General features: G+C 58.3%; 28 protein-coding genes. 17 read left to right on the forward strand and 11 right to left on the reverse strand.

Annotated elements, in window-relative coordinates; translation table 11 throughout:
* Window positions 1-38 precede the first annotated feature (38 nt).
* Genes ACR0BK_RS08905 through ACR0BK_RS08920 form a run of 4 tightly spaced genes read left to right on the forward strand, consistent with a single transcriptional unit; the run spans window position 39 to window position 2,640 of the window.
* Entirely contained in the window at window positions 39-1,250 is a 1,212-nt protein-coding gene (locus ACR0BK_RS08905; protein ID WP_480554377.1) for an NAD(P)/FAD-dependent oxidoreductase, read from the forward strand.
* Window positions 1,247-1,807 carry a 16S rRNA (guanine(966)-N(2))-methyltransferase RsmD gene (rsmD, locus tag ACR0BK_RS08910; RefSeq protein WP_480554378.1) on the forward strand — a complete coding sequence of 187 codons (561 nt, stop codon included), beginning with the start codon at window positions 1,247-1,249 and terminating at the stop codon, window positions 1,805-1,807. The genes ACR0BK_RS08905 and rsmD overlap by 4 nt, the downstream gene beginning before the upstream one ends.
* Window positions 1,800-2,435, forward strand: coding sequence for an HAD family hydrolase (locus ACR0BK_RS08915; protein WP_480493967.1), 636 nt, complete (start codon window positions 1,800-1,802; stop codon window positions 2,433-2,435). The genes rsmD and ACR0BK_RS08915 overlap by 8 nt, the downstream gene beginning before the upstream one ends.
* A gap of 25 nt (window positions 2,436-2,460) precedes the next feature.
* Window positions 2,461-2,640: a hypothetical protein gene (locus ACR0BK_RS08920; protein ID WP_480493966.1), complete on the forward strand. Its 180-nt coding sequence runs from the start codon at window positions 2,461-2,463 to the stop codon at window positions 2,638-2,640.
* Here ACR0BK_RS08920 and map read toward each other — a convergent pair.
* Both map and ACR0BK_RS08930 read right to left on the reverse strand, forming a co-directional pair.
* Window positions 2,628-3,440: a type I methionyl aminopeptidase gene (map, locus tag ACR0BK_RS08925; RefSeq protein ID WP_480518019.1), complete on the reverse strand. Its 813-nt coding sequence runs from the start codon at window positions 3,438-3,440 to the stop codon at window positions 2,628-2,630. The genes ACR0BK_RS08920 and map overlap by 13 nt on opposite strands.
* 488 nt (window positions 3,441-3,928) lie before the next feature.
* Window positions 3,929-4,474, reverse strand: a complete 546-nt coding sequence (locus tag ACR0BK_RS08930; protein WP_480554379.1) for a TetR/AcrR family transcriptional regulator — start codon at window positions 4,472-4,474, stop codon at window positions 3,929-3,931.
* Window positions 4,475-4,582: 108 nt separating this feature from the next.
* Here ACR0BK_RS08930 and ACR0BK_RS08935 point away from each other — a divergent pair, with 108 nt between their 5' ends.
* The 5 genes from ACR0BK_RS08935 to ACR0BK_RS08955 are packed head-to-tail and all read left to right on the forward strand — an operon-like array spanning window position 4,583 to window position 8,778.
* The gene (locus ACR0BK_RS08935) at window positions 4,583-5,284 is read left to right on the forward strand and encodes a type 1 glutamine amidotransferase domain-containing protein (RefSeq protein ID WP_480493964.1); all 702 of its coding nucleotides are present in this window, start codon (window positions 4,583-4,585) and stop codon (window positions 5,282-5,284) included.
* A 56-nt stretch (window positions 5,285-5,340) separates the two neighbouring features.
* A complete protein-coding gene (locus ACR0BK_RS08940) occupies window positions 5,341-6,321 on the forward strand; it encodes an MBL fold metallo-hydrolase (protein ID WP_480554380.1) in 981 nt (326 codons plus the stop codon).
* Between the two features lie 15 nt (window positions 6,322-6,336).
* On the forward strand, window positions 6,337-7,014 hold the full coding sequence (locus ACR0BK_RS08945) for a cupin domain-containing protein (RefSeq protein ID WP_480518013.1): 678 nt from the start codon (window positions 6,337-6,339) through the stop codon (window positions 7,012-7,014).
* Window positions 7,015-7,018: 4 nt separating this feature from the next.
* A complete protein-coding gene (locus tag ACR0BK_RS08950) occupies window positions 7,019-7,693 on the forward strand; it encodes an SDR family NAD(P)-dependent oxidoreductase (RefSeq protein ID WP_480554382.1) in 675 nt (224 codons plus the stop codon).
* Window positions 7,693-8,778: a flavin monoamine oxidase family protein gene (locus ACR0BK_RS08955; protein ID WP_480554384.1), complete on the forward strand. Its 1,086-nt coding sequence runs from the start codon at window positions 7,693-7,695 to the stop codon at window positions 8,776-8,778. The genes ACR0BK_RS08950 and ACR0BK_RS08955 overlap by 1 nt, the downstream gene beginning before the upstream one ends.
* A 202-nt stretch (window positions 8,779-8,980) precedes the next feature.
* On the opposite strand, the gene speB is transcribed toward ACR0BK_RS08955, so the two are convergent.
* Together speB and ACR0BK_RS08965 are read right to left on the reverse strand one after the other, a co-directional pair.
* The gene (gene speB / locus ACR0BK_RS08960; protein ID WP_480474282.1) at window positions 8,981-9,925 is read right to left on the reverse strand and encodes an agmatinase; all 945 of its coding nucleotides are present in this window, start codon (window positions 9,923-9,925) and stop codon (window positions 8,981-8,983) included.
* A gap of 84 nt (window positions 9,926-10,009) precedes the next feature.
* A complete protein-coding gene (locus tag ACR0BK_RS08965; protein WP_480554385.1) occupies window positions 10,010-11,101 on the reverse strand; it encodes an extracellular solute-binding protein in 1,092 nt (363 codons plus the stop codon).
* Window positions 11,102-11,273: 172 nt separating this feature from the next.
* On the opposite strand from ACR0BK_RS08965, the gene ACR0BK_RS08970 reads away from it, so the two are divergent.
* Window positions 11,274-12,074: a helix-turn-helix transcriptional regulator gene (locus tag ACR0BK_RS08970; RefSeq protein ID WP_480554387.1), complete on the forward strand. Its 801-nt coding sequence runs from the start codon at window positions 11,274-11,276 to the stop codon at window positions 12,072-12,074.
* Between the two features lie 186 nt (window positions 12,075-12,260).
* Here ACR0BK_RS08970 and ACR0BK_RS08975 read toward each other — a convergent pair whose 3' ends face one another.
* A complete protein-coding gene (locus ACR0BK_RS08975; RefSeq protein ID WP_480493959.1) occupies window positions 12,261-13,958 on the reverse strand; it encodes an adenylate/guanylate cyclase domain-containing protein in 1,698 nt (565 codons plus the stop codon).
* Between the two features lie 86 nt (window positions 13,959-14,044).
* The gene (sfsA, locus tag ACR0BK_RS08980; RefSeq protein ID WP_480554388.1) at window positions 14,045-14,752 is read right to left on the reverse strand and encodes a DNA/RNA nuclease SfsA; all 708 of its coding nucleotides are present in this window, start codon (window positions 14,750-14,752) and stop codon (window positions 14,045-14,047) included.
* A gap of 50 nt (window positions 14,753-14,802) precedes the next feature.
* On the opposite strand from sfsA, the gene ACR0BK_RS08985 reads away from it, so the two are divergent.
* The 4 genes from ACR0BK_RS08985 to ACR0BK_RS09000 are packed head-to-tail and all read left to right on the forward strand — an operon-like array spanning window position 14,803 to window position 17,719.
* The gene (locus ACR0BK_RS08985; RefSeq protein WP_480554389.1) at window positions 14,803-15,525 is read left to right on the forward strand and encodes a competence/damage-inducible protein A; all 723 of its coding nucleotides are present in this window, start codon (window positions 14,803-14,805) and stop codon (window positions 15,523-15,525) included.
* Window positions 15,522-16,232: a GNAT family N-acetyltransferase gene (locus tag ACR0BK_RS08990; RefSeq protein WP_480474276.1), complete on the forward strand. Its 711-nt coding sequence runs from the start codon at window positions 15,522-15,524 to the stop codon at window positions 16,230-16,232. The genes ACR0BK_RS08985 and ACR0BK_RS08990 overlap by 4 nt, the downstream gene beginning before the upstream one ends.
* Before the next feature lie 15 nt (window positions 16,233-16,247).
* Complete coding sequence (locus ACR0BK_RS08995; protein ID WP_480554390.1) at window positions 16,248-16,820, forward strand: peroxidase-related enzyme; 573 nt, start codon at window positions 16,248-16,250, stop codon at window positions 16,818-16,820.
* Window positions 16,817-17,719, forward strand: a complete 903-nt coding sequence (locus tag ACR0BK_RS09000; RefSeq protein ID WP_480518000.1) for an OmpA family protein — start codon at window positions 16,817-16,819, stop codon at window positions 17,717-17,719. The genes ACR0BK_RS08995 and ACR0BK_RS09000 overlap by 4 nt, the downstream gene beginning before the upstream one ends.
* On the opposite strand, the gene ACR0BK_RS09005 is transcribed toward ACR0BK_RS09000, so the two are convergent.
* A complete protein-coding gene (locus ACR0BK_RS09005) occupies window positions 17,712-18,674 on the reverse strand; it encodes a sodium-dependent bicarbonate transport family permease (RefSeq protein WP_480474273.1) in 963 nt (320 codons plus the stop codon). The two genes, ACR0BK_RS09000 and ACR0BK_RS09005, sit on opposite strands and share 8 nt — an antisense overlap.
* Before the next feature lie 98 nt (window positions 18,675-18,772).
* Between ACR0BK_RS09005 and ACR0BK_RS09010 the strand changes: the two genes are divergently transcribed.
* Complete coding sequence (locus ACR0BK_RS09010; protein ID WP_480474272.1) at window positions 18,773-19,690, forward strand: hydrogen peroxide-inducible genes activator; 918 nt, start codon at window positions 18,773-18,775, stop codon at window positions 19,688-19,690.
* Between the two features lie 52 nt (window positions 19,691-19,742).
* Here the strand turns inward: ACR0BK_RS09010 and ACR0BK_RS09015 are convergent, their stop codons facing one another.
* Both ACR0BK_RS09015 and ACR0BK_RS09020 read right to left on the reverse strand, forming a co-directional pair.
* On the reverse strand, window positions 19,743-20,648 hold the full coding sequence (locus tag ACR0BK_RS09015) for a LysR family transcriptional regulator (protein WP_480474271.1): 906 nt from the start codon (window positions 20,646-20,648) through the stop codon (window positions 19,743-19,745).
* Between the two features lie 404 nt (window positions 20,649-21,052).
* On the reverse strand, window positions 21,053-23,080 hold the full coding sequence (locus tag ACR0BK_RS09020; protein WP_480554392.1) for an FAD-dependent oxidoreductase: 2,028 nt from the start codon (window positions 23,078-23,080) through the stop codon (window positions 21,053-21,055).
* Between the two features lie 137 nt (window positions 23,081-23,217).
* On the opposite strand from ACR0BK_RS09020, the gene ACR0BK_RS09025 reads away from it, so the two are divergent.
* Together ACR0BK_RS09025 and ACR0BK_RS09030 are read left to right on the forward strand one after the other, a co-directional pair.
* Complete coding sequence (locus tag ACR0BK_RS09025; protein WP_480554394.1) at window positions 23,218-23,709, forward strand: RNA pyrophosphohydrolase; 492 nt, start codon at window positions 23,218-23,220, stop codon at window positions 23,707-23,709.
* A 409-nt stretch (window positions 23,710-24,118) separates the two neighbouring features.
* Window positions 24,119-25,018, forward strand: coding sequence for a LysR family transcriptional regulator (locus tag ACR0BK_RS09030; protein ID WP_480554395.1), 900 nt, complete (start codon window positions 24,119-24,121; stop codon window positions 25,016-25,018).
* 74 nt (window positions 25,019-25,092) lie between these two features.
* Here ACR0BK_RS09030 and ACR0BK_RS09035 read toward each other — a convergent pair whose 3' ends face one another.
* Complete coding sequence (locus tag ACR0BK_RS09035) at window positions 25,093-26,082, reverse strand: adenosine kinase (RefSeq protein ID WP_480517990.1); 990 nt, start codon at window positions 26,080-26,082, stop codon at window positions 25,093-25,095.
* Window positions 26,079-26,723 (reverse strand): endonuclease III, encoded by a 645-nt coding sequence (gene nth / locus ACR0BK_RS09040; protein ID WP_209505105.1) that lies wholly within the window; start codon window positions 26,721-26,723, stop codon window positions 26,079-26,081. Before nth ends, ACR0BK_RS09035 begins: the two co-directional genes overlap by 4 nt.
* Window positions 26,724-26,747 lie beyond the last annotated feature (24 nt).

Consider the following 26,747-nt stretch of genomic DNA (forward strand, 5'->3'; position numbering starts at 1 on the left):
ACACGGTGACCACTTGAAAACTACGGGGTAGGCAAAGCATGAACCATATTGTCGTGATCGGCGCGGGGCAGGCAGGCGCCTCTTTGGTGGCTCGTCTGCGCAAGGACGGGTTTGCGGGTGAGATCACTCTGATCGGGGCCGAGCCGCATCTGCCCTATCAACGCCCACCCCTGTCCAAAGCCTATCTGCTGGGCGAGATGGAGCTTGAGCGTCTGTTCCTGCGGCCCGAAAGTTTTTACACGGAAAACAACATCACCCTGCGTTTGGGTCAGCGCGTCACCGGTATCGACCCCAAGGCCAAAACGGTCACCCTGGGGGATGAGGTTATCTCATACGACGAACTGGCGCTGACCACCGGGTCTGACCCGCGCCGCCTGCCCGCAGCGATTGGTGGCGATCTGGACGGTGTGCATGTGGTGCGCGATCTGGCCCATATCGACGAGATGGAGCCCAAAGTGACCGAAGGCGCCCGCGCGCTGATCGTGGGCGGCGGGTATATCGGCCTCGAAGCTGCCGCCGTATGTGCCAAGCGCGGCATCAAGGTCACTCTGGTCGAGATGGCCGACCGTATCCTGCAACGTGTCGCAGCGCCCGAGACCAGCGACTATTTCCGCGCGTTGCACAGTGCATACGGCGCAGACATCCGCGAAGGCGTCGGGTTGGATCATCTGATCGGCGAAAACGGCAAGGTCACCGGCGCGGTTCTGACTGACGGAACAAAGCTGGACGTTGATTTCGTTGTGGTTGGCGTCGGCATTGCACCCGCAACCCAACTGGCGGAGATGGCGGGGCTGGACCTGGACAACGGCATCAGAACCGACGCCCATGGCCGCACGTCCGACCCGTCGATCTGGGCGGCTGGCGATTGCGCCTCCTTTCCCCATGGCGAAGGCCGCATCCGTCTGGAAAGCGTCCCCAATGCCATTGATCAGGCCGAGATCGTGGCCCAGAACATGTTGGGTGCGGCCAAGGACTATGTGGCAACCCCGTGGTTCTGGTCGGATCAATACGAGGTCAAGCTTCAGATCGCGGGTCTGAACACCGGATATGACCGCGTGGTGACCCGGCAGGGCGACGGGCAGACCGTGTCCTTCTGGTATTACAACGGGGATAAACTGATTGCGGTCGACGCGATGAACGATCCGCGCGCCTATATGGTCGGCAAACGCCTGATCGAAATGGGAAAAACGGCCGACCCGGCTGTCGTGGCCGACCCTGATGCAGACCTTAAATCGCTGCTCAAGGCATGAGGATCATCGCCGGAGAGTTCCGCGGTCGCGCCCTGACCCCCGTCGGCAAAGGCGATGCGGGCGCACATCTGCGCCCGACCACCGACCGGGTGCGCGAAAGCCTGTTCAACGTGCTGGCCCATCAGATCGATTTCGACGGCCTGCGCGTGCTGGACCTGTTTGCTGGCACCGGGGCGCTTGGGCTCGAAGCGCTGTCACGCGGTGCGGCGCATGTCACCTTCGTCGATGACGGGCGCGTGGCCCAGGGTTTGATCCGCAAGAATATCGACCTGACCCGCAGTGCCGGGCGCACCGACCTGATCCGCCGCGATGCAACCCGGTTGGGCGAAAATCCGGACGCGCCCTACGATCTGATCTTTCTGGACCCGCCCTATGGCAAGGCCATGGGACAGAAAGCCATCGCCGCGCTGGCCAATGGCTGGATCGCGGATGATGTGCTGCTGGTTTGGGAAGAAAACTCACGGATGCAGGCCCCGGCCGGGTTCACGTTGCACGACAGTCGCAAATATGGCGACACGTATATCTCATTGATGCGGAACGGTGATCAGAGTGCATGATCTGGTCATTTTCGATTGCGATGGCGTTCTGGTCGACAGCGAGGTGATCTCGAACCAGGTGTTGGCGGACAATCTGGCGGGCTATGGCCTGCACCTGACCTTGCCCGAATGCATGTCCCTGTTTGTGGGCGGAACCATGGTCGGGGTGTGCGACAAGGCGCGTGCGATGGGCGCAGACCTGCCCGAAGATTGGATTGATCAGGTCTATGCCGAAACCTACGACCGCCTGCGCGCCGGTGTGCCTTTGGTGCCGGGTGTCGCGGACCTGCTTGCGGCGCTGGATCAGCGGGGCATCTCCTATTGCGTGGCCTCAAACGGCAGCCCGGACAAGATGCAGATCACGCTCGGCCAGAACGGGCTCTGGGACCGGTTCAAAGATGTGATGTTCTCGGCCCATGTGCTTGGCACCGGCAAGCCTGATCCAAAGATGTTCCAACTGGCGGCGGAACATTTTGGCGCACAGGCCCCCGTGGTTATCGAAGACAGCCACAATGGTGTTACAGCTGCAATCCGGGCCAATATGCGCTGTCTGGCCTACGCGCCGCATGGCGGTGGTGACAGGCTGGCCGATCTGGGGGCCGAGGTGATCACGGATATGTCTCAGGCACACCCGCTGTTGCGACTTTGACCCCCAACTGTGCTATGGTGCAGCCATGGACCATGCTCTGACACCCTTTGCCTGGAAAATCTCCCGCGACGCCGAGGTCACCACGAAACCTGACCGCAAACCCCTGCGTGCGCCGGTGTTCATTCACGACGCGGTTACCCCTTGGGGGGCTGAGACGATGTTGCTGAAGCTCCTGCGCGAACAGGCCGCCGATCAGGACGAATAGGTCGGGTGAAACTTGCCGCCCGGTGATAGGGTAAAGATATCGACCCCATTCGCCGTTACGCCTACCGAATGCTCGAACTGTGCCGACAGCGACTTGTCGCGGGTCACGGCGGTCCAGTCGTCGGCCAGCGTCTTGGTTTCGGGACGGCCCAGATTGACCATCGGCTCGATGGTAAAGAACATGCCTTCCTCAAGAACCGCGCCGGTGCCGGGACGGCCATAATGCAGCACATTCGGCGGCGCGTGGAACACGCGGCCCAGACCGTGCCCGCAAAAGTCGCGAACAACACTCATCCGGTGCGCTTCGACATAGGCCTGAATGGCATGGCCGATATCGCCGAACGTGTTGCCCGGCTTGACCATTTCGATACCCTTGAACAGTGCGTCATGGGTCACCTGAATCAGACGCTCGGCCTTGCGCGGCAGCTTGCCCGCCACATACATGCGCGAGGTGTCACCGAACCAGCCATCCACGATGACGGTCACATCGATGTTCAGGATATCGCCTTCCTTCAACTTCTTGTCACCGGGAATACCGTGGCAGACCACATGGTTCACACTGATGCAGCTGGCGTGCTCATACCCCTTATAGCCGATCGTGGCCGAGGTCGCGCCCGCATCCTCGACCATCTGCGTGATCAGCCCGTCAAGCGCACCCGTGGTCTGACCGGGAAAGACGTGCGCGGCAATATCGTCCAGTATCCGCGCCGCCAGAGCGCCCGCCGCGTGCATCCCGGCAAAATCACCCTGTTCATAGATGCGAATACCGTCCTTGGTCAGGCGGCCACGATGCTCTTTCATCGACGCAAAGCTCCAAATGTTACGCGCGGCACTTCTTTTACGCTGCTTGTGCAGAAAGTACCAGAGGGCGTCAGGTTGCGGGTGTCAGATGGGGCAAAAAGCAGCAAGTTCAAGCATCGGCTGACCGAGGGGTGTTTTGATTGTTGGCATCGGCGTTTCGTGACGCAGAAAACCCTCGCATTCACAGCGATGGGTCATCGGTAGCGCCGCGAGGTTCCCGCTTGCGGGCATTCAGCCGTGCAGATTTCTACAAAATCTGAACAATTCTTTGCTGCATCCAGGAACAACCAACAACAGCTGCGCCAGATTTTTTACCGAAGAGAAGGGCGGTTCCTGCGTAAGGAGCGTACTGTAAGCCTCGGTTCGCAATACACGCGTTGGAAAGGATGGCTACGGTGAGATTACGCATTCTACCTTGATGACACCTACGAGAACATCGTTTTGATGAGGAGTGTCGTAGTCGAACTGGGCAGCTCCAAACTCGGTTCCTATCCCTGGCCAATGCCGCGAATTGCTGCTTTGGCGACCTGCTCAAATATTGATCGGTCGCTAGAAGCGGAGGCGACAATCATGCCGCCCTCCAAGGCCGCGACGATGAGGCCTGCGGTATCGTCGGCATTCTTGACCCCGTGCTTGGTGAATAGGTTTTCTAACCATGCCTTGTTCATCTCGAAGAAGGCTTTTGTGCGTTTGTTGACGTTTTCGGGCAGCCCAATGGCTTCGGCGCCCATGACGGCGCAAAGGCATATGGACTCGTTCAGCACCAGCGCACCGGAATAGAGCGCCACGAAACCTTCCAATGCAGAATGCAGATCGTTCAGGTCAATCTTGTCCAGTTCTGCCTTGAATTGCTCGGCGTAGCGGGTGACGAGAGCCTCCCCGAGATCCGGTTTGGTGGGGAAATGGTAGTGTACGCTGGCACTTTTGATTCCCACATCGTTGGCCAGGTCACGGAAACTCATCTCCGAAAAGCCCGCACTGCGCACGCGTTTCTCGGCGGCGATAAGAATTTTTTCTTTCATTGTCAGTGGCATGACTACCTCCAATCTACCGATTGATAGATAAACGTTGACAGCCCAGGAATCAACTTCTAACTGTTATCTACCTAGTGATAGATAGGTATTCATGAAAGGAACACGCTGATGGCTACTGGAAACAAACAAAAACGCGTCTTGCTGGTCATGTCGTCCGTTGACGAGATGGGCATCTCGGGCAAGCAAACCGGCACCTGGTTCGAAGAGGTCGCAACCCCGTATTACGTCCTGACGGAAGCGGGCTATGAGGTTGTTTTTGCCTCGCCCAAAGGCGGCAACGCACCCATTGACCTGCTGTCGATGAAGGCTCCGTTCACTACCGAAAACACTGACCGCTTCTTCAACGATCCGGTGGCCATGTTCGCGGTACAGAATACCCGCAAACTGCGTGAGATCGACTATTCGACCTTCGATGCGCTCTTCATTCCGGGCGGCTATGGCCTGATCTGGGACCTGGCTTCTGACAGCTATGCCATCAAGATGATCCGGGAGTTCTACGAATCCGACCGGCCTGTCGCGATGGTCTGCCACGCGCCGGCCATACTGCGGGATGTCAAGAAGTCAGACGGCAGCTACCTGGTTGAGGGCCTCAGCCTGACCGGCTTCAAGAACGACGAAGACAACGAGATCGAGCTTCTGCATCACCTTCTGTTCTCGCTTGAAGACGAGTTGAAACGTCGTGGCGCCACCTACGTCAGCAAGGCCAACTGGGAAGCCAACGTGGTCGAAGATGGCGCCCTGATGACTGGCCAGAGCCCGGCGTCGGCACCCCCACTCGCGGAAGCGCTCAAGCAGCGTCTTGCTGCCTGACGCAAATCGCCGGGGCGGGCAATTGTCCGCCCTGGCAACCCGAAACGGAGAAGACCATGCCCACCAAGCTTCAACCCATCGACAGTGTCGAGATTCTTGTTCTCATCGACAACCGGACGGACAGCCTGTCCAGCGTGCCCGTGGGGTTCACCCATGAGTGGGACAATCTCCACAACGCCGGGATGGAGCAGATCTCGGGTGCCGGTCAATGTTGTGCAAATCACGGCCTGGCGTTGATCATCACAGCCCGGCGCGGCGAGACGGAACATACATTGCTCTTTGACGCCGGGCCGGTCGATTTTGCCGTCGAATACAACGCGTCGCGGCTTGGAGCATCCTTTGGCACCATCGACGCGATCGCTCTGTCGCATGGCCATTGGGATCATGCGGGCGGTATTCCAGCGGCCATCGATCTGATCCGCAAGGACGGCCGGACCGGCGAGTTACCGGTTTATCTGCATCCCGGAATGTTCCGAAAACGTGCTTTTCCGCTTTCGTCAGGAGAACTGATCGAAATACAAGAAATCGCCACACCCGAAGAACTGGCTGCGCAGGGCGCAACACCCGTTGTCACGGATCAACCGGTCAGCGTGTTGGACGATATGTTCTATATTTCGGGCGAAATTCCCCGTGTCACGGATTACGAGGTCGGGTTTCCGGGCCATGTCCGCCGCACCGAAGACGGCGCGGGTTGGGAAGACGACCCGCTGCTCATGGACGAACGCTATGTCGCGGTGAATATTGCGGGCAAAGGTCTGGTGGTGTTTTCTGCCTGTTCACATGCGGGTATCGTCAACGTCCTTCATGCCGCTCAGCGCGATTTTCCCGGCGTGCCGATCCATTGCCTGACCGGCGGCTTTCACCTTGCCGGTGGCAATGAAAAGATCATCGACCAGACCGTCGCCGACTTTGCGCAATTCGACGTCGACCTGATCATGCCCGGCCACTGTACCGGGTGGCGTGCGACGAACGCACTGGAACGCCGGTACGGCAAGCGGGTCGTGCCAATCGGCGTCGGCATGAAGTTCAACCTTTGAGAAAAGGACAAGAAGATGGAATTCAACGCAAACTTTGATGAACGTGCGGTTGTCCATTCGGAAAATGAACCGTGGATCGCCTCACCTATGAAAGGTGTCGACCGTCGGATGCTGGATAGGATCGGCGATGAGGTTGCACGGGCAACAACGATTGTTCGCTATGCACCGGGCAGCGCCTTTTCGGCCCATACACATACAGGGGGCGAAGAGTTTCTGGTGCTGGATGGGGTCTTTCAGGACGAACACGGGGATTTTCCCGTTGGCACCTATGTGCGCAATCCGCCGACCACGTCGCATACGCCAAGCGCGGCGGACGGGGCAACGATCCTGGTCAAGCTTTGGCAGTTCGACCCGGAGGACCGCACACAGCTGACAATCGACACAAACGCGCAGGACCCGCGCCCGGTTGCAGATGGCATATCCGAAATCCCGCTCTTTGAGGATTCCCGTGAACGGGTCCGGATCGAGGTCTGGGACGCATCGGCACATGTAAACGTGACCGGGCACAAGGGGTTCGAGGCACTGGTGATCGACGGCAGCTTCACCGAAGGCGGAGAGGTCTTCCAGAAGAACTCATGGCTGCGTCTGCCACCGGGTATGGCGCTCAACGCCACGGCCGGGTCGGAAGGTGCCCGTCTTTGGATCAAATCCGACCACCTGGCGCAACCGCCAATCATCCCGACCCAAGGATAGGACAATGGACAAACCTCTCGCGATCGTCGCCGGTGCCGGCCCCGGCCTTGGACAGACGCTGGTCACGTCATTTGCTCAGAACGGATATACGGCCTTTGGCCTGAACCGGACCGTGCCGCAAGGCGCCAGTACCACGCTGGCTGTCGATCTGACCGAACAGCGCTGGAGCAGGGCAAAACTCCGGGACATGATCTGCACCCATGGCCCGCCCAAGCTTGTGGTCCACAACACGGCGAACCTTGTCATCTCGCTCTTCGAGGAGACAAGCACGGATGACTTCGAGGCGACCTGGCGTTCCATGGTCCTGTCAGCGGTCATTATGGCGCAAGGTGTTTTGCCCGCGATGGCCGACACCGGGGGCGGCACCTTCATCGTGTCTGGCGCCACGGCCAGCCTGCGCGGTGGCAAGAACTTCTCGGCTTTCGCTTCGGCCAAGGCAGGTCTGCGGGCATTGACCCAGTCTCTGGCCCGGGAATATGGACCCAAAGGTGTGCACGTCGTGCATGTGATCCTTGACGGGATCGTCGATACAAAAGCCAGCCGGGATCTGCACAGCATGGATCCGTCGCGGATGATGCAACCGGCAGATATCGCAGACACCTATCTCGCGCTCGCCAGCCAGCCAAGATCCACCTGGACTCACGAACTGGATCTCAGACCCATGGGGGAGACATTCTGATGCAAACGGATATTCTCATCGTTGGCGGCGGCCTGTCTGGCCTCGCCCTCGCGGACCACCTGACGCAAAGGGGTGCAGATTTCCTTCTGGTCGAGGCGCAGAACCGCCTCGGCGGTCGCATCCTGACCAAAGAGCTGTCGGGTGGAAAATTCGACCTTGGTCCGGCATGGTTCTGGCCTGGCCAGCCGCGTATGGCCACCCTGGCGCAGCGCTTCGACATCCCGGTCTTCGAACAGTATTCAACCGGGGATCAGATGTTTCAGGACCAGTCCGGCGCTGTCCAACGCGCCCGCGGCTATGCGTCGATGCAAGGATCCTACCGGCTGGCCGGAGGCATGGGTGCCCTGACCGGCGCGCTTGCCGGATCGCTGGGTGCAGGGCGTATCCTGACACATACCAGACTCAGATCGGTCCGGCATTCTCCCGGCAAGATCACCGCATTTCTCGACCATGACGGCGGACCTTATTCTGCCGAAGCCAGACAGATCATGCTGGCCATCCCGCCGCGGGTGATTGCGGATACCGTCAATTTTGAACCAGCGCTGGATGCGGATCAGATCCAAGCCTTGAAAAACATCCCGACCTGGATGGCCGGGCAAGCCAAGATTCTCGCGGTTTACGATGAGCCCCATTGGCGCAACGCTGGGCTTTCAGGTGACGCGATGAGCCACCGCGGCCCCATGGTCGAAATTCATGATGCCTCCCCCATGAAGGGAGGACCTTATGCACTGTTCGGATTCGTCGGATACCCCGCCGATATGCGCGCGACACACAAAGAAGCCATGATGGACCAGGCCTTGGCGCAACTCACGGCCATGTTTGGCCCCAAGATGGCGCAACCCCTTGATCTGGAACTGCAGGATTGGGCAACAATCGCGGAAATCTCCCGCATGCAGGATCATGTTCCGGCTCGCTTCCACCCAAGCTACGGCTTGCCTTCGATCCTTAACAGCCTTGCAGCACGAGGTGTCCATCTCTGCTCAACCGAAACCGCGCACGGGTTCGGCGGATATCTTGAAGGCGCTCTGGAGGCCGCTGAGAAAGCTGCAAAACTCGCGACTCACTCAATGGAAACCAAGGTCTGACCGACATTTGACTGTCACCCTTTGTCCTGGATGGATCATTGATCTGCACGATTTCTACCGTCGCCCAAATAGAAACTGGTTCACCGCGCCACATGCAACTTTTCGACCATTTCGCTTGGACGTCTGACGTGTTGCACGGCCCCGATCGCTGTGCGAATGAGTTTTGGGCGGCGGCATCACTCACAAGCCATCTCTTTATCCGTTATTTTCGCGCCTTTGCTATTAAGCAAACCATATCCAGCAAGAGCGATGCACCGGCCAAAGCTGTAATCTCTGCATGATCGTACGGAGGGGAGACTTCGACGAGATCGGCCCCGACAAGGTTGACCCCGTCGAGCTTGCGTACCAAAGACTGCCCTTGATAGGTAGACAGTCCTCCGCATACCGGCGTTCCGGTTCCGGGCGCGAATGCCGGATCAAGCGCGTCAATATCGAAGGTCAGGTAAGCAGGCCGGTCTCCTACTGTCTCTTTGATGCGCGCAACCGTTGCATCAATCCCGTTCTCGTGAACCCAATTTGCGTCGAGTACCGTGAACCCGTGAGTCTTTTCATTCAGCGTGCGCATGCCTGCCTGCACTGACGTCTCAGGGGATATGATGCCTTCGACAGTGGCATGGTAGAACATTGAACCATGGTCGATCCGCTTTGGGTGTTCTTCCCATGTATCCGAATGGGCATCAATCTGGATCAGCGAAATGGGGCCGTGGCGTTCTGCCTGCGCCTTCAGGATCGGATAGGTGACCGAGTGATCTCCACCCATCGTCAGAAGAAAGGCACCGGATTTCAGGATTTCCCGCGCTTGGTCCTGAATTTGCAGTGCAATCTGCTCTGGAAAGCCTGGGTCGATATCACAATCGCCGTAATCAACCATGTTCAGGATTTCGAAGGGATCAAATCCCCAGGGCCAGGGCCCACCATCCCAGGCGAGGTTGGTCGATACAGCACGAATGGCACGTGGCCCGAACCTGCATCCCGGGCGATTGGTCACAGAGAGATCATAGGGAACGCCCCACGTGACCATATCCGCGCGCTCCAGATTGCGGCAATATTGTCGCCGGAACAGACTTGTCGCACCGCTAAAGGTCGGCTCATACCCCATGCCCATTTCGTTTTGCGCCAGAAAGGCGCGGTCGGTTGAAGTCACCATTGTTGGCTCCGTTCATTTTGATGATTGCTGCCCGAGTGGCGGGGTATTGCAATTCTTTCCCGCCTTTGCCGGGCTTGGCAGGGTTCAGGTGCCGGATTTTACATTCGTCCAAAGACGGTTGCGATTGCGCAGCGTTTTCGCGCCGACACTCAGATCAGGGAAGAGGCGTTTCAATGTCGCCTCATCCGGGTAGATTCCCGGATCAGTCAGAATGGCTTCATCTACGAACGTATCTGCTGCGGAATTCGCATTCGCAAAATAGACGTAGTTGGACACTCCTGCGATGACATCAGGCCGCAGCATGTAGTCAATGAATCGATATGCCTCATCCGCCCGTGTTGAATCCACCGGGATGGACATGAGGTCGATCCACATCAAAGTGCCTTCGCTGGGAATTGTATACAGAATTTCGACACCATTGCCGGACTCCATGGCGCGGGCCTGAGCTATGCCGGCATCACCACTGTACATCACTGCCAAACAGGCATCTCCACCGGGCAAGTCTGTAGATGCTTTCTGGTTGTGAAAATAACGAATGGACGGCGTGACGGCCTCGAAGAGGTCCTGAACCCTGTCGAGATCGGCGGGGTCATCGGAGTACGGGTCAGCCCCGAGATAGTTCAGCGCCACTGAGACCATTTCTACCGGTGAGTCCAGCACGGCAATCCCACAGTCGGCAAGCTTGGCGGCGATCTGAGGATCAAAAAGAACGTCCCAGGATGTGATGACATCCGTGCCCAGTCGCTCTTTGATCATGGTTGGATTGTAGGCAAGCCCTACTGTGCCCCAAGTGTAAGGTACGCCCAATTGCCGGGCACCGGGTATACTGTCGAGCGACGCCAGAATTTTCGGATTGAGATTGCCGTAGTTGCTCAGGCGCGCGGGGTCGATCGGATGCAACGCCCCGGCCTGAAACTCTCGTTGCGCATTGGACGCGGCGGGGAAAACGACATCGTAACCTGACGCCCCTGTCAGCAGCTTGGTTTCCAGAACTTCGTTTGAATCGTAATAGTCCAGGCTGACATGTGTGCCGGTCTCCTTTTCGTAGTCCGAAACTGTCGTTTCACCAAAGTAATCAGCCCAATTGTAGATTGAGAGGTCTTCGGCTGAAGCCGGAAAAGCGATCGCGAGGTTTGAGGCAATGGCAACAGCCGAAAGGCCAAAATGCGGTTTCATTGTTTCTCCTCCTTGTTGCAGGATTCCGCCCTGAATTTTCACGTCCGGAGAGGCTTTGGTGACGAGGCACAGTCAGCACCCCGGGCGAGCGTTCTGACATCAACAATGGAATCGAATGGCCATCACTGTAAATTTGCGGTAGGATATATATCTTTAGTTATAGGAATTGGCTATGTTACCAGATAGCGGCGACATCTCGGCGGCCAAGTGGGATGAGACCTACGCAATCTTGTTGGAGCGGTTGGAAACAGACTTCTTCCCAACAGCTCTGAGGAAGATGTTGGAACTGCATGTCAGTTTTGAATCGATGATCCTCACGCGCTATCAGGATCAAGCACCACCTGTCTCGCTCTATCACGATCTCGACGACGTGCAGGCGGCCATATCAATTCAGTTTTATGCAACCGGCCCATACCTGCTGGATCCGTTTTCGCAAGCGTGTAGATCGGGAAAAGAACCCGGCGCTTACCGTCTGGCCGATTTAGTCAATGAGGCGTTCTTTCGTTCAGAGTACTACCGGACCTTTTATCGCAAGGTTCGGATCAGCGATGAGTTGGGGGTGCTGATAAGGCTAATCAGCGGGGACTGGGTCGTAATATCCCTGTCGCGAGGCGCCCGTCAGCCCCGGTTTACCCCTGAGGATGTCGCGAAGATCAATTCCATCCATAAGACCCTGTCGGCCGCCGTGATCCGAAACTGGAACCTGAGGGGTGCCGAAAGACAACCGGAGGCCCTGAATCAGGTTGAGGAACGGTTGGCCACTTTTGGTGCGGACAGGTTAAGCCCAAGAGAAGCCGAGGTCGTGCGCCTTGTTTTGCAAGGCCACTCAGCCGGCTCTGCTTCCGCATTTCTCGGGATCACCGAAGGTACAGTCAAAGTGCATAGACACAACGCCTACTCCAAGCTGGGCGTCAGTTCACAGGCAGAGTTGTTTTCCGCAGCCACTCGATATCTGGCATCAAAGCCATCTTAACTTGGGAAATCCGTAGAACTTTCTTGTGAATGCGGCCAGGGCCGAGATTCACAAGGTGTTCTGGGTGCTGCGGGTGCAACCCACATTGCCGGCATTCGCTACGGGCGCAAAATCAGGACCTGGGCGAACTGACGGTTTTACGGGCTTTGAGGACGTGTTTGCCAGCACAATCCGTTTTCAGCGCCGCTATTCTGGCATCCCTGCCCGTCGAAGCGCCTCAAAATAACGTTCAGCGCCTTCTGAACCACCATAATCCACGTTGCTACGCCACCTCGAGATCGTTTCGCTAGGTTCCAATTGCAGCATCTGCATCAAAGCTGCAGACGCTTTTTCAGTTTCCCCAAGCATTGCGTGTGCAGCAGCTCTCGTGCTGTGAAGAGCGGCATAATCCTTTGAGAACCGCATACCTGCTTCTGCATAGGCGATGGCATCACGGTCTCGGCCGAGCATTACGCAAGAAGTGGCGGCACCTCCTGAAGCGCCCACGAAAACAGCCCCATACCGGCCCAAGCGAAGCGCCGTTTGAAAGCAGCTTAGTGCCATTTCAGGAAACCCAGCCCAATTATACCCCCACCCCATAAACAAATGAAGGCGGGCATCTAACGGTGCTCTTTTCTGGATTTGTTCAAGCGCCACGGACAACTTATCTGCATCCCCGTCCACATTATAGTCAGCCACGGCGACACTCAGATCAAGCGTTGGGTTTTGACCTGCCATGCGTCGCCCGGCCTCAATCCAAGATGGCAGTTTCTCGTAGTAGGTCGACAGTTCGCAACGCAGATTGTAAGTCCTCGCGCCATTCATTGTCCAAATAGCTTCGGCATAGGCGGCCGTGAGAGTTGGTTTGGCTTCAATCGCCTTGGCTTGATACGATAACGTTTCTTCGTAGCTGTCGATCCCGGCACCAGACCAAGCGATCATACCCTTCAGGACGCATTGCTCGGCAGTTAGTTCGTTTTCAGGCAGTACCGAAAGCTTTGCGGTCTCAAACTCGATCAAGGTTCCGCTTACGGCGTCCAACAGCTTTTCTACCACCTCATCTTGCCAATCGAAGATGGCTTCGACCACCCCATCGAACTTCTCGGTCCAGATTTCAGAATCAGAAGGATCATGTAAGCGGGCTTCCAGACGCAATCGATCCCCGTATCCACGTAGCACGCTACGAAGCGCATATCCCTTTGATGGTTCCGTCGAGGATACCGCTGCATTCAACCAGTTGATTGTTCGAAAATAGGAACCGAAATCCGAAGTCAGAGCTGCGGCCATTTCCTTTAGTTCAACGCGTTGGTCGCGGCATGAGACGGGATAAATGGAGAGCCTTGGCAAGTTCGTTTCAGCGAAAGAAACTGCTCTATGCGTGGGTGCCACGTACAGTCCATGATGCATCCAGACATCTAGGCTGCGCTCGATGTTCTTAAGCTTCTTCTTCCCGACAGATTCGAAAGCAGCCGCCAGAGTGCGGTCAAGGTTCAAGTGTACTGGTTCAGAAATAGCGATGCCGCCGGATGGAGCAATGCTCTCAAGCCGCGCAGCAATGTTTACACCGTCACCCAGTATGTCGTCGGCTTTTTCTGTAATATCCCCAACATGAACGCCGATCCGCACTTTCATTAACGGGTGCTCAGCCAATTGTTCCTGTATCTGAATTGCTGCAGTCACAGCTTGTGCCGCACTGTCAAATCGAACCAACCAACCATCGCCCACGCTTTTCACGATCCGACCTGATTGGCCCACTATTGTTGGAGTGACGATATCGGTTTCCAGATGATCGAGCATTTGCAGTGTTGCTTGCTCATCGTTATGCATGAGTGCCGAATACCCGACGACATCAGCGGCCAGTATTGCCGCCAACTTTCGTTGCAAATGTAGTCCATTGTTCGACATGCACTCGACAATAGTTGATAAGCCTCTTCAGACCAACTTGCTAAAGACGATGTCCACTCTGGGCGCCTCGCACCCGTTCAGAGCCATCAGACACCAAACCGGGTTTCACTCGTGTCAACCCAAACCCCATCCGGTGATATCCGCGTCCCGCAAATCATCCGCTCTACGCCCATAGCCTGTGCGGCCTCGAACGCTGCTGCATAGGACGGGTCGATATCCGCGGCCAGCGCGAACCGGTCGCAATCGGTGCGTTGCACCAGGTACAGCATGATCGCCCGGTGCCCCTGCGCTGTCATCTGCGCCAGCTCGCCCAGATGTTTGGTGCCGCGGGCGGTGACGCTGTCGGGGAACTCGGCCAGACCGGGCTGACGGGAAAGGGTCACGCTTTTGACCTCGACATAGGCATCTGGCAGGCCGGGGCCGCTCAGCAGGAAGTCGATACGGCTGTTTTGCCCGTATTTCACTTCGGGCCGGACGGTTTCATAAGCGGCCAGCTCGGGGATCTCGCGCGCCTCAAGTGCTGCCCGCAAGGCCCGGTTCGGGACGGAAGTATCGACCCCGGTGAAATGCCCGTTTTCGTGATCCACCAGCCGCCACCCGAATTTCAGCTTTTTCTTAGGGTCGTCGTTGGGCTCAAGCCAGATTAACTGGCCCGGCTCGGCCAGCCCCATCATGGATCCCGGATTGGCGCAATGGGCGGTGACTTCGCGCCCGTCGTCCAGCCTGCAATCGGCCAGAAAGCGTTTGTAGCGACGGATCAGGCGGGCGGGGATAAGAGGGGTTCCAAAACGCATGTCTCACGGCCTATACCTGCCCCTGAAGACGATCAAGAGGAGTCCGCGCCATGGCCAATCCAACCGCAGCAATGCTGGTGATCGGGGATGAAATCCTGTCGGGCCGCACCCGCGATGCAAACATGCATTATCTGGCGCAGGAGCTGGCAAAACACGGCATTGATCTGAAAGAGGTTCGCATCGTCAGCGATGACGCCCCCGCCATCGAAGCGGCGGTCAAAGCGCTGTCTGACAGCCACGACACCGTCTTTACCAGCGGCGGCATTGGCCCGACCCATGACGATATCACCGCCGATTGCATTGCGCGCGCCTTCGACACCCCGATTGACGTTCGCGACGACGCGCGCGCGCTGTTGCAGGCGCATTACGACAGATCCGGGCTGGAACTGAACGCCGCCCGCCTGCGCATGGCGCGTATCCCGGATGGCGCGACATTGATCGACAATCCGGTCTCGACGGCGCCGGGTTTCACCCTGAAGAACGTGCATGTGATGGCCGGGGTGCCGCTGGTGTTTCAGGCTATGGTCGCCAGCGTCCTGCCCACGCTGACCGGTGGCAGCCCCTTGTTGTCGCAAACCCTGCGCGTGGACCGGGGCGAAGGCGATATCGCCGCAAACCTGTCTGCGCTGGCCGAGGATTTCAGCGATCTGTCCATCGGTTGCTATCCGTTTCAGATCAACGGGGCCTTTGGGGCCAACGTGGTGGTGCGCGGCACCGATGGCAGCCGGATTGACGCGGCCATGACCCGTCTGGCGAAAGAGCTTGCGCTTTGAGCGGCGACTGGGCTGACATCGTCGACGGCACATGGCCTGCCGCGCGGTATCGCAGGCTGGGGCCGTTTCAGCTGCGCGAAGGGCAGGGCGGTGGCTCGCGTGTTTCTGCGGCCAATGCACTGGCCCCGGCCAGCGATGCCGATATCGACGCGGCCGAGGCCGCGATGCAGGCCATGGGGCAGAAATCCATCTTCTGCCTGCGTCCGGGGGATGAGGCGCTGGATGCAAAGCTGGCGCAACGGGGATATGACATCCTTGATCCGGTCAACATCTATACGTGCCCCGTCTCTCACCTCACCGATCAGCCGATCCCTCCGGTCATGGTGTTTTCGGTCTGGGAGCCGCTTGAAATCATGCGCGAAATCTGGGCGGCCGGTGGGATCGGGCCCGAACGTCTGGCGGTGATGGAGCGCGCGAAGGGTCCCAAAACCGGTTTGCTTCTGCGCCACAACGACCAACCCAGCGGTGCAGCCTTCGTAGCAATGCATGACGATGTCGCGATGCTTCATGCGCTTGAAATCCTGCCCGCGCACCGCCGTCAGGGGCTGGGTCAGTGGACCATGCGCGCCGCGGCGATTTGGGCAGGTGACAACGGCGCACAAAGCCTCAGTGTGATCTGCACCAAGGCCAATGAAGGTGCCAATGGTCTCTATCGCGCCCTCGGGATGGAGATCGCCAGCGAATACCATTACCGTCACCTTGTCTGAGCAAAAGGGGTCGCCATGACACAGAAAGACATGCCCACCGCGCTGAACCTGCCCATGGTCGATCCGCTGCCGCCGGAAACGCAGAAATATTTCGATATCTGTGTCGAAAAGCTGGGCATGGTGCCGAATGTGCTAAAGGCAAACGCCTTCAACATCGACAAGCTGAACACGTTCACGGCTATGTATAACGATCTGATGCTGGCCGACAGCGGCCTGTCCAAGCTGGAGCGCGAGATGATTGCCGTGGTCGTTTCGTCGATCAACAAGTGCTTCTACTGTCTGGTCGCGCATGGTGCCGCGGTGCGGCAGCTTTCGGGCAACCCGCAACTGGGTGAGATGCTGGTGATGAATTACCGTGTTGCACCGATCGAGCCCCGGCAGCGCGCGATGCTGGACTTTGCCGCCAAAATGACAACCGCCAGCGCCGAGATCGAAGAACCCGACCGCCAGAAACTGCGCGATGCAGGCTTTACCGACCGCGATATCTGGGACATTGCCAATGTTGCCGGGTTCTTCAACATGTCCAACCGGGTGGCCAGCGCCACGGCAATGGTGCCCAACCCCGAGTATCACGCGCAGTTTCGATGATCCGGTCAGCCGCCCTCATTGCCACGCTTTTTGCGGGGCCGGTTCTGGCGCAGGACCTGACCCTGCCAGCCAGCGCCCGCCAGATCAGCGACCGCACCTCGCCGTTGGACAGCTATGACCTGCCAACGGGGCCTTTTGCGAATGGCGCGGTGCCTGCTGACACCCTCGAAGGCCGGGTTGAACGCTACACGTGGCGGCTTCAGGCGGGCTCCAGCACAACCCTCCAGCTACTGGCCCCGCTGCGCGACCAGATCGAGGCGCAGGGCTACAAGATTCTGTTCGAATGTGATGCCCGCGCCTGTGGCGGGTTCGACTTCCGCTTTGGCACCGAAGTGGTACCGACCCCGGATATGTATGTCGCCATTCAGGATTACCGTTTCCTGTCGGCCACCAAGGGGTCTGTTGCCCTCAGCCTGCTGGTCAGCCGCAACCCCCCGGACGGGTATGTCCAGATGATCCGCGTCACGCCCCAGAAAGCACCGGACCCTGTTCCGGTCGTGATCGAACAGGCTGTCGAGGGGTCGGGCGGGCTGCTCGAAGCACTGGCAACATCGGGTCACGTGATACTGGACGATCTGCATTTCCCAACCGGTGAGGTTGCGCTGGACGAGGGGACTTATGCCTCTCTGACCCTGCTGGCCGGATATCTGGCCGAAAATCCCAAGATGCGCCTGGCGCTGGTGGGGCACACCGATGACACCGGCGCGTTGCAGGCCAATATTGCGGTCAGCAAAAGTCGGGCCGAGTCCGTCCGCACCCGTCTGATTGATGCGCATGGCGTGGCCGCCGACCGGATTGAGGCACAGGGCGTCGGCTATCTGTCCCCGCTCACATCGAACGCAACCCCCGAAGGGCGAGAGCTGAACCGCCGGGTCGAGGCGGTCTTGCTCGTCAACTGACCCACCACAGGTACAGCGGCAATCCGACCGTGATGTTGAACGGAAAGGACACACCCAGCGACAGGGTCAGATAAATCCCGGCCTCGGCCTTTGGCAGTGCGATTTTCATGGCGGCCGGAACCGCGATATAAGACGCCGAGGCCGACAGCACCATGAATAGGAACAGGCTGCCTTGCGGCAATCCGATTACCGCACCGACGGCCCAGGCCATCAGCGCGCCGATCAGGGGCATCAATACGCCAAAGGCGAACAGGCCAACCGACAGTTTGTCGCGATTGCTGATCAGGCTACGCCCCGCCGAAAGGCCCATATCCAGCAGGAACAAGCACAGGATGCCGGTGAAAGGCGTGACGATGAAAGGCGCGATCATCTGCATGCCGTCACCCCCGGTAATGGCCCCGATCAGGAACGCCCCGGTCAGCAGCACAATTGATCCATTGGCCAGCAGATCACGCCACAGCTTGTCATCCTTGACGCCATTTCCGCCGGTCTTGTGCGCCAGCCACAGCGCCGACAGAATGGCCGGTACCTCCATCGCTGCCGCCACCGCTACCATGAACCCGTCATGGGCAAGACCTACCAGATCCAGCAGACTGGTGGCGGTGACAAAGGTGACAATCGAAATCGACCCGTAATGCCCTGCGACCGCCGCAGCGTTCAACGCATCCAGCCGTGTCATCATCCTCAGCAGGGCAAAGGCCACGAAGGGGATGGTAAAGGACAGGGCCACTCCGCCCAGCAGGGTCAGGAACAGTTGCAAATGGATGCCGTGCGCGGCCAGGCTGGCACCGCCTTTGAACCCGATGGCCAACAGCAGGTAGAGCGACATGAACTTGGCCGCTCCGGCCGGGATAGACAAATCGCTGCGCACAAAAGCGGCCAAAAGCCCTAGGGCAAAAAACAAAATGGTGGGCACCAGCAGGTTGCTAGACAGCGTCTCGATCACTCCGGGCATACTTGACTCCTGATCCCTCGTTTCAGGGCTAGGTGCCTTGCAAAATTGATTTCGCCAAATACTATCTTTTTAAGTTTAATATAGTTTCAGGTTATGAAATGCGTCCAACCCTGCGCCAATTGGAATACATCGTCACGGTCAGCCGCCTCGGACGGTTCAGTTTGGCCGCCGAAGTGCTGAATGTCAGCCAACCCAGCCTGTCGGCGCAAATTGCGACCGTAGAACAAGAGCTTGGCGTTCGGATCTTTGACCGCAATCGCGGCGGAATTCAGGTGACCACAAAGGGGGAAGAGTTCATTTCGCGCGCGCAAAGGATCCTTGCCGAGGTCAAGGACCTGCGCCACGCCATGACCAACGATATGCCCGTTGGCGGAAGGTTGCGGTTAGGCGTTTTGCCTTCGATCGGGCCATACCTGTTGCCGCAAGCCATCAAAGAGGTGCACCGCCTGCGCCCCGGATTACGCATTGTCGTGCGCGAGGAAAACACCCGCGATCTGGAACAGGGCCTGAAATCCGGTCGATTTGACCTGATCCTGTCAACGCCCGAGGATCACCCCAATACCGTGCAGCACCGCTTGTTCAACGAACCCCTCTGGGTCGCGGTGGCCGTTGACGACGTTCTGGCGCAGGACCCACAGGGCGTCAGTGCCGCCGACTTGCAGAACCGGCTGTTCCTGACCCTTGACCAAAGCCACCGCCTGTCGCGCATCGTCTATGCGCTGGCAGCGGAATGCGGCGGCGTGGTTTCGGATGAATATGAAGGCACGACGCTTGATTCCATTGTTCTGATGGCGGCTTCGGGGGTTGGGGTTGCGGTTCTGCCTGATCTTTATGCTCGCAGACAGGGGATCTACCGCGACGAGGTGCGCCTGCGACCGCTGTCCATTCCCAATGCCAATCGCGATATCGCATTGCTGGCGCGCAATGCCGAAACGCCGCCGCCGGGCCAGAACGTATTGATGGAAAGCCTGCGCTCTTCCGCGCGATCCATTGGTCTGACGGTGATCGGTTCATAAAAAAAGGCCCGCACTTTGACATGCGGGCCAAAGGTTGGTCTTCAGGGAGAAACTACCAATCCATCGGGCTTTTGTCTTCGAACGCATCGACCAGGAAATCGATGAAGGCCCGGACTTTGGGTTGTGTGAAGCGGCCGGGCGGGTAAACGGCGTAAATACCTTGTACCTCGTCCGGCAGGGACGGCATGGCATCGACAACCTGCCCCGATTTCAACGCCTCGGCATAAAGATAGCTGGGCAGATACGCGATCCCCAGCCCCGAAATGGCCGCGTTCAGCAGCGACTGTCCGTCATTCACGCTCAGCCAGCCCGCGGTGCGCACCTGACGCTTTTCACCGGACGGTGCGGTCAGCTTCCAGACATTGCCTGACGACTGGCTGGAATAGTGCAGCAACTTGTGTTCGTTCAGATCGTCGATCTTCTGCGGGCGCCCGAACCGTTCGATATAGCTGGGCGCGGCAACCATGCGTTTGACCGTTTCGGTCAACTTGCGGGCGCGCAACGTGCTGTCTTCCAACTCGCCGATGCGCACGGCCACGTCAAATCCTTCGGAAATCAGTTCGACATAGCGGTTGTTCAGAACCATGTTCACGGTGATGTCGGGGTAGACGGCCAGGAAATCGGACAGGACCGGCGACAGGTGATTGACGCCGAAATCCGTGGCAACGCTGATGCGCAGCAGACCGGACGGGGCCGATTGCATCGATGTGACCAGCGAATCCGCTTCACCCGCATCATTCAGAACGCGACGTGCGCGGTCATAATAGGCCAGGCCGATTTCCGTCGGCGACACCCGGCGCGTGGTGCGGTTCAGCAACCGGGCCCCCAGACGCGCTTCGAGGCTCGAGACGTGTTTGGACACGGCCGATTTGGAGATGCCCATCTTCTTGGCCGCATCGGTGAAGCCACCCTGGTCCACCACATTGGCGAAGGCTTCCATTTCGGTCAGTCGGTCCATACTCGTTCCCCAGATATTGATTTCCAACCCGACTATCGCTCTGAATCTGGGCGGAATCGGGGCATACATGGGATAATATCAGGGATTTGAATCGGATCGTTTGCGTATGAGAAACGCGGAAACAGTAGTTTCCAAACCGGTCCTGAACCCTGCGATACTGCGTTTTCCGCGCAATTATGCGTTTCTGTTCATCTTAGAATGGCATTTTTGTGACCACAGACGGGGTCAAGAAATCCGTTTTCACCATCGCCGTCCTTGCCTGCCGAAGGGTGCCGTTCTAGCCCGCGACCACGTGATCCGCCGTCCGACGGTGAAGACGTGGATCAGGCGGAGTTTTGCAACGGCCTTTGGCGCTCTGGGTGCAAAACTCGCGCTGTCCGACTGGGAAACGTTAAACCCTGCGATCAGAATTCCGCTGCCAGCCGCGTGCCCTGATTGATCGCGCGCTTGGCGTCCAGTTCGGCGGCGACATCCGCACCCCCGATCACATGGGGGGTGATGCCCCGCTCGATCAGCGCGTCCGCCAGTGACCGTTCGGACACCTGACCGGCACACAGCACGATGGTGTCGGCCGCGATCACCGTCGGGTCCGCGCGCTCTTCGCCAAAGCTGACATGCAAGCCGTCATCGTCGATGCGCTCATAATTCACGCCACCCACGAAATTGACGTTCTTCATCTTCAGTGTTGCCCGGTGAATCCAGCCTGTGGTTTTGCCAAGACCTTTGCCGTGCGCCTGTTTCTTGCGCTGCAACAAGGTGACCTGACGCGCGGGGGCGCTGGGTTGCGGACCTTCGGGCGCTAACCCTGCGCGGTGTTCAGCCGGGTCCGTCACGCCCCATTCCTTCATCCACAGTGGCAGGTCGGTCGTGGCGCTGTGACCCTCTTCCAGCAGATACTCGGACACATCAAAGCCGATGCCACCGGCCCCGATCACGGCAGCAGACTTGCCAACCTCGGCCTTGCCGCGCAGCACGTCGATGTAACTCAGCACGTTGTTCCGATCCTGCCCCGGTATCTGCGGATCACGCGGTCTTACGCCGGTGGCGATGACTACCTCGTCAAAGCCGGTCAGGTCATCTGCGCCAACCTCACGGTTCAGTTCCACCTTCACGCCCAGATCATCCATCATGGTGCGGTACCAGTCGACCAGTCCCCAGAATTCTTCTTTCCCCGGCACCTGCTTGGCCATGTTCAGCTGCCCGCCGACCTCATCAGCGCGGTCGAACAGGGTGACGTCGTGACCGCGCTGGGCCGCGATCATTGCGGTCGACAGACCGGCAGGGCCTGCACCCACAATGGCAATGGATTTGCGCGTTTTTGCCGGTTCAATCACCAGTTCGGTCTCATGACAGGCGCGCGGGTTCACGAGGCATGAGGTCAGCTTGCCACTGAACGTGTGATCCAGACAGGCCTGATTGCAGGCAATGCAAGGCGCGATCTTTGCCGCCTGATCTGAAATCGCCTTGTTGACGAAATCTGCATCCGCCAGCATCGGGCGGGCCAGCGAGACCATGTCGGCGCAACCGGTCGACAGAACCTCTTCGGCCACCTCGGGCGTGTTGATCCGGTTTGATGTGATCACCGGTATCCCCACCTTGCCCATCAGCTTCTTGGTCACCCAGGCAAAGGCCGCACGCGGCACGCTGGTGGCAATTGTAGGAATCCGCGCCTCGTGCCAGCCGATCCCGGTATTGATGATCGTGGCCCCGGCCTTTTCGATCTCCTGCGCCAGTTGAACCACCTCGTCATGGGTCGAGCCGTTGGGGACCAGATCGATCATCGACAGCCGGTAGATGATGATGAAATCGGTGCCCACCGCCTCACGCGTGCGGCGCACGACCTCTATCGGCAGACGCATCCGGTTCTCATAAGACCCGCCCCAGCGGTCGGTGCGCTTGTTGGTATGGGTCACAAGGAACTGGTTCAGGAAGTACCCCTCGGACCCCATGATCTCGACCCCGTCATAGCCCGCCTTTTGCGCCAGTACGGCGGCGTTGACGATATCGCTGATCTGCTTCTCGATGCCCTCTTCATCCAGCTCAGTGGGCGGGAACGGAGTGATCGGCGATTTCACCGGGCTGGGGGCCACGCATTTCGGCCCATAGGCATAGCGCCCCGCGTGCAGGATCTGCATCGCGATCTTGCCGCCCGCTTCATGTACGCGCTGCGTCACGATGGAATGGTGCGCCACGTCCTTGTCGCTCACCATCATCGAGGCCCCCGGCAGGACCGAGCCTTCAAGGTTCGGACCTATCCCGCCTGTCACCATCAAGGCTACGCCACCCCGCGCCCGATCCGCATAGAACTCGGCCACCCGGTTCCAGTCGCCGGTCTCCTCAAGCCCCGTATGCATCGAGCCCATCAGCACGCGGTTTTTCAACGTGGTAAAGCCCAGATCCAGCGGGGCCAGCATATTCGGGTACGCAGTCATGGCGGAACTCTCCCTCCTGAATTTGCCCGCTAGATTGACGTTCGCGTCAACTTTGTCACGCGAAACCCCACGTCACCCTCTTTGCTGTAGCGCCGGTGATTGCTAGAGGTGGGCGAAACAACCCGATGAGGCCGCGCATGACCCCCGAAGAAATCGCCAAACTGCCCTATCGCCCCTGCGTCGGGCTGATGCTGATGAATGCCGAGGGCAAGATTTTCGTGGGACAGCGCAACGACCGCCACGCGGACGCCTGGCAAATGCCGCAGGGCGGTGTGGACAAGGGCGAAGACCCCCGCGTCGCGGCCCTGCGCGAGCTGTGGGAAGAAACCGGGGTCACAGCTGATCTGGTCGAAGTCATCGCCGAAACCGAGGGCTGGCTGCCCTATGACCTGCCCCATGACATCGTGCCCCACATCTGGAAAGGACGCTATCGCGGGCAGGAACAGAAATGGTTCCTGCTGCGCTTCACCGGCGCCGACGATCAGATCAACATCGAAACCGACCACCCGGAATTCACCCGCTGGAAATGGCAGGAGCCCGACCGGCTGATCGCCGAAATCGTGCCCTTCAAGCGCGATGTGTATGAGCGCGTGGTCGAGGCTTTTTCCGACTATCTAAACGAACTCTGATCGCTAGGGATGCTTTTCAGGTTGTTCCGCTAAGCGGGACGAAACGGACACGCAACAATACACAAAACTGCGCACTCCCATTGGAGCCACGTTCAAAACCAAGATGGGTAGCACTGCATCAAGTACTGAACGTCCAATTCACTTTGAAATGCTTCAGGGTGGCTTTGCATCATTTCTTGAATGAACTCCCGTCGTTGTCGTGTCGCTTCATGGGTGTTCTCGCAGCACCGCGAAGGATCAGGGGTACGTTCAAACAGTTTGTGCAACAATCTGAAAGGTTTCCAAGTATCGAGTTGTGGGGTGATGTGCAAAGTCATCGTTAGCCACCTTAGTTCATGGGTTCTCCATTCAGGTTATTGGCCAGCATTACCTTCTGGTATCGTGCTTGAATTTGTGCTGTTCTGCATAAATGCAGAGCGAGAATTGGAACTGGTCCGATGTACGCGTTTTTCTGATGGTCGTCAGAGAGGGGTCGACGCTGGCCGCTTCTCGCAAACTCGGCATGGCCCAACCTACTGTGGCTAGGCGTATCGATGCATTGGAACATGCAGCCGGACTAGTTCTGTTCGAGCGTGACACCAGAGGCTTCAAACTCACGAAAAACGGACTCAATCTCGTCAAGAGCGCCGAGACGCTCGAAGCCGCAGCAAATATGTTTGCCAGAAATGCAGGTGAATTGGCAGCAACAAAACCCATTCGTATCACTGCATATTCAGCGAACTTCTCGCCGCGAATGGTCGATATTGTCAATGAATTTTCAGCAAGTAACCCCGGCATAGCGTTTGAGTTCTTGCCTTCAGTGAGAGCTCTGGACCTGATGGCAGGTGAAGCAGATATAGCGCTACGATTGGTGCGGACTGAACCTGACCAAAATTTGATTTCAAGGAAGATTAGCGACGCGAAGTGGTCGCTGTTTGGTGGGAAAAGTTATGAGCAGGAATTTGGATTACCCACCTCATCTCAGGATTTGAAAGGCCACAGGTTCGTCACGTTCCAAAGAGGGGACGTCCCCAACGTTTTTCACCATTGGTTAGTTGAACGCATTGAGCCCCAGCAGATTGTGGCGACCTATAGCGAACTGGACTTAATGCATTCGGCGATCAGGGCGGGTCAAGGGTTGGGAATAAGCAACGTGAAGTTGCTTGAGCCGGACAAAACCCTCATCAGGTGCTTCGACGAGATCGAGGAGCTGTCAGCGCCACATTTGTTGTTGGTTTCACCAGATGCCTACCGACGACCTGAAGTTAGAGCCTTCGTCAAATATTTCGCACCTCGCTATGCGGTAATTTTTAAGGAACAAGCCACCTAAGGCTGAATGAAGCTGCAGCCGACAAGATTGCGAGTTCCCTTCTGAGATGAGAGTTGACGTGGTCCACCTTGGACTCAAAGCAACCCTTCTTCCCGCAACAATTCCAGCATATCCGCCTCGGGTCTCGGGCCGATATGGCTGATAACCTCGCGGGCACAGACGTTGCCGATCCTGGCACAGGTCTCGTAGTCGCGTCCGGTGGCCATTCCGTACAGGAACCCCGCAGCGAACTGGTCACCGGCACCTGTTGCATCTACAGGGACAATCTTCTTGACCGGCACGTCGATGCGTGAGCCTCCGTTCAGGACGGTCACCCCGTCACCCGATCGCGTGCAAACCACCAGCGGGCAAATCTCGGCGGTCTTGATCAGCGCCTCTTCCAGATCGTCGGTTTCAAACAGCGATTTGATTTCGGCCTCGTTGCCGATGACGAAATCCAGCTCATTCTCGATCAGCAGCAGGAAATCGACCCGGTGCCGTTCCACGCAGAACGGGTCGGAAATGGCGATCCCGGTCTTGCCGCCGCCCCTGTGGCAGGCGCGCGCGGCCTCAAGAAACGCGGCCTTTCCCTTTTCCTTGTCGAACAGATAGCCCTCAAGGAACATGATCTGGCTGCTTCCGGCGACCTCATCGGGCACGTCATGCGACGACAGTTCCGAGGAGATGCCCAGATAGGTGTTCATCGACCGCTCGCCATCGGGCGAGACAAAGATCATCGAGCGCGAGGTCGGCAATTCCCCGCCCGGAACAGGCGGGTTCACGAAATCGACGCCATCTTCGTTCATCGCATCCGCATAGAACCGGCCCAGCGCGTCGTCATGCACCCGCCCGATAAAGGCGGCATCCAACCCCAGCGCACCCGCGCCCGCAATCGTGTTGGCAACAGACCCGCCCGGCGTCTGTACCCGGCCCTCCATCGAGGCATACAGCAGCTCGCCGCGCTCCTGCTCGATCAGCTGCATGATGCCCTTTTCAATGCCCATCAGTTCCAGGAAACTGTCATCGGCCTGCGAGATCACGTCCACAACGGCATTTCCGATACCGGTCAGCTGGTAGGTTTTCATAATGTCTTGTCCTCGAATTGACAGAGATCACGGATGATGCAGGTCGGGCATTGCGGCTTGCGCGCCTTGCAATGGTACCGGCCATGCAGGATCAGCCAGTGATGCGCATGGAGTTGAAAATCGGCGGGGATGTTGTCTTCGATGGCGCGCTCGACCGCGTCCACGTCCTTGCCAGGGCAGATGCCGGTGCGGTTGCCGACGCGAAAGATATGCGTGTCCACAGCCTGCGCCGGCTGCCGCCACCACATGTTCAGCACAACGTTGGCGGTCTTGCGCCCGACACCCGGCAGCGATTGCAGCGCTGCACGGGAATTTGGGACTTCACCGCCATAGTCTTCGACCAGAATACGGCTCAGCTTGATGACGTTCTTGGCCTTCTGGCGGAACAGTCCGATGGTCTTGATATGCTCGATCAGGCCCTCCTCGCCCAGATCCAGCATCTTTTGCGGCGTATCGGCGATCTTGAACAATTCGCGCGTGGCCTTGTTGACCCCCGCATCGGTTGCCTGCGCCGACAGCGCCACGGCCACGACCAGCGTGTAGACATTCACATGCTCAAGCTCACCCTTGGGTTCGGGGTCGGCCTCCTGAAAGCGCGTAAAGATCTCGCGGATCGTATGATAGTCGAGTTGCTTTGCCATCCGGGCCTTAATGCCGCCCGAGGG

The sequence above is a fragment of the Ruegeria sp. AF1 genome, assembly GCF_056542125.1.

Bases quoted from the DNA above. Each gene is read 5' to 3' on its own strand.
- ACR0BK_RS08995 (WP_480554390.1), top strand. From the start codon at position 16,248: ATGACACAGAAAGACATGCCCACCGCGCTGAACCTGCCCATGGTCGAT.
- ACR0BK_RS08950 (WP_480554382.1), top strand. From the start codon at position 7,019: ATGGACAAACCTCTCGCGATCGTCGCCGGTGCCGGCCCCGGCCTTGGA.
- map (WP_480518019.1), bottom strand. From the start codon at position 3,440: ATGAAAGAGCATCGTGGCCGCCTGACCAAGGACGGTATTCGCATCTAT.
- ACR0BK_RS08905 (WP_480554377.1), top strand. From the start codon at position 39: ATGAACCATATTGTCGTGATCGGCGCGGGGCAGGCAGGCGCCTCTTTG.
- ACR0BK_RS08935 (WP_480493964.1), top strand. From the start codon at position 4,583: ATGGCTACTGGAAACAAACAAAAACGCGTCTTGCTGGTCATGTCGTCC.
- ACR0BK_RS09010 (WP_480474272.1), top strand. From the start codon at position 18,773: ATGCGTCCAACCCTGCGCCAATTGGAATACATCGTCACGGTCAGCCGC.
- ACR0BK_RS09035 (WP_480517990.1), bottom strand. From the start codon at position 26,082: ATGAAAACCTACCAGCTGACCGGTATCGGAAATGCCGTTGTGGACGTG.
- ACR0BK_RS09015 (WP_480474271.1), bottom strand. From the start codon at position 20,648: ATGGACCGACTGACCGAAATGGAAGCCTTCGCCAATGTGGTGGACCAG.
- ACR0BK_RS08940 (WP_480554380.1), top strand. From the start codon at position 5,341: ATGCCCACCAAGCTTCAACCCATCGACAGTGTCGAGATTCTTGTTCTC.
- nth (WP_209505105.1), bottom strand. From the start codon at position 26,723: ATGGCAAAGCAACTCGACTATCATACGATCCGCGAGATCTTTACGCGC.
- ACR0BK_RS08970 (WP_480554387.1), top strand. From the start codon at position 11,274: ATGTTACCAGATAGCGGCGACATCTCGGCGGCCAAGTGGGATGAGACC.
- ACR0BK_RS08955 (WP_480554384.1), top strand. From the start codon at position 7,693: ATGCAAACGGATATTCTCATCGTTGGCGGCGGCCTGTCTGGCCTCGCC.
- sfsA (WP_480554388.1), bottom strand. From the start codon at position 14,752: ATGCGTTTTGGAACCCCTCTTATCCCCGCCCGCCTGATCCGTCGCTAC.
- ACR0BK_RS09005 (WP_480474273.1), bottom strand. From the start codon at position 18,674: ATGCCCGGAGTGATCGAGACGCTGTCTAGCAACCTGCTGGTGCCCACC.
- ACR0BK_RS08975 (WP_480493959.1), bottom strand. From the start codon at position 13,958: ATGTCGAACAATGGACTACATTTGCAACGAAAGTTGGCGGCAATACTG.
- ACR0BK_RS08920 (WP_480493966.1), top strand. From the start codon at position 2,461: ATGGACCATGCTCTGACACCCTTTGCCTGGAAAATCTCCCGCGACGCC.
- ACR0BK_RS09020 (WP_480554392.1), bottom strand. From the start codon at position 23,080: ATGACTGCGTACCCGAATATGCTGGCCCCGCTGGATCTGGGCTTTACC.
- ACR0BK_RS09025 (WP_480554394.1), top strand. From the start codon at position 23,218: ATGACCCCCGAAGAAATCGCCAAACTGCCCTATCGCCCCTGCGTCGGG.
- ACR0BK_RS08945 (WP_480518013.1), top strand. From the start codon at position 6,337: ATGGAATTCAACGCAAACTTTGATGAACGTGCGGTTGTCCATTCGGAA.
- rsmD (WP_480554378.1), top strand. From the start codon at position 1,247: ATGAGGATCATCGCCGGAGAGTTCCGCGGTCGCGCCCTGACCCCCGTC.
- ACR0BK_RS09030 (WP_480554395.1), top strand. From the start codon at position 24,119: ATGCAGAGCGAGAATTGGAACTGGTCCGATGTACGCGTTTTTCTGATG.
- speB (WP_480474282.1), bottom strand. From the start codon at position 9,925: ATGGTGACTTCAACCGACCGCGCCTTTCTGGCGCAAAACGAAATGGGC.
- ACR0BK_RS08965 (WP_480554385.1), bottom strand. From the start codon at position 11,101: ATGAAACCGCATTTTGGCCTTTCGGCTGTTGCCATTGCCTCAAACCTC.
- ACR0BK_RS09000 (WP_480518000.1), top strand. From the start codon at position 16,817: ATGATCCGGTCAGCCGCCCTCATTGCCACGCTTTTTGCGGGGCCGGTT.
- ACR0BK_RS08985 (WP_480554389.1), top strand. From the start codon at position 14,803: ATGGCCAATCCAACCGCAGCAATGCTGGTGATCGGGGATGAAATCCTG.
- ACR0BK_RS08930 (WP_480554379.1), bottom strand. From the start codon at position 4,474: ATGCCACTGACAATGAAAGAAAAAATTCTTATCGCCGCCGAGAAACGC.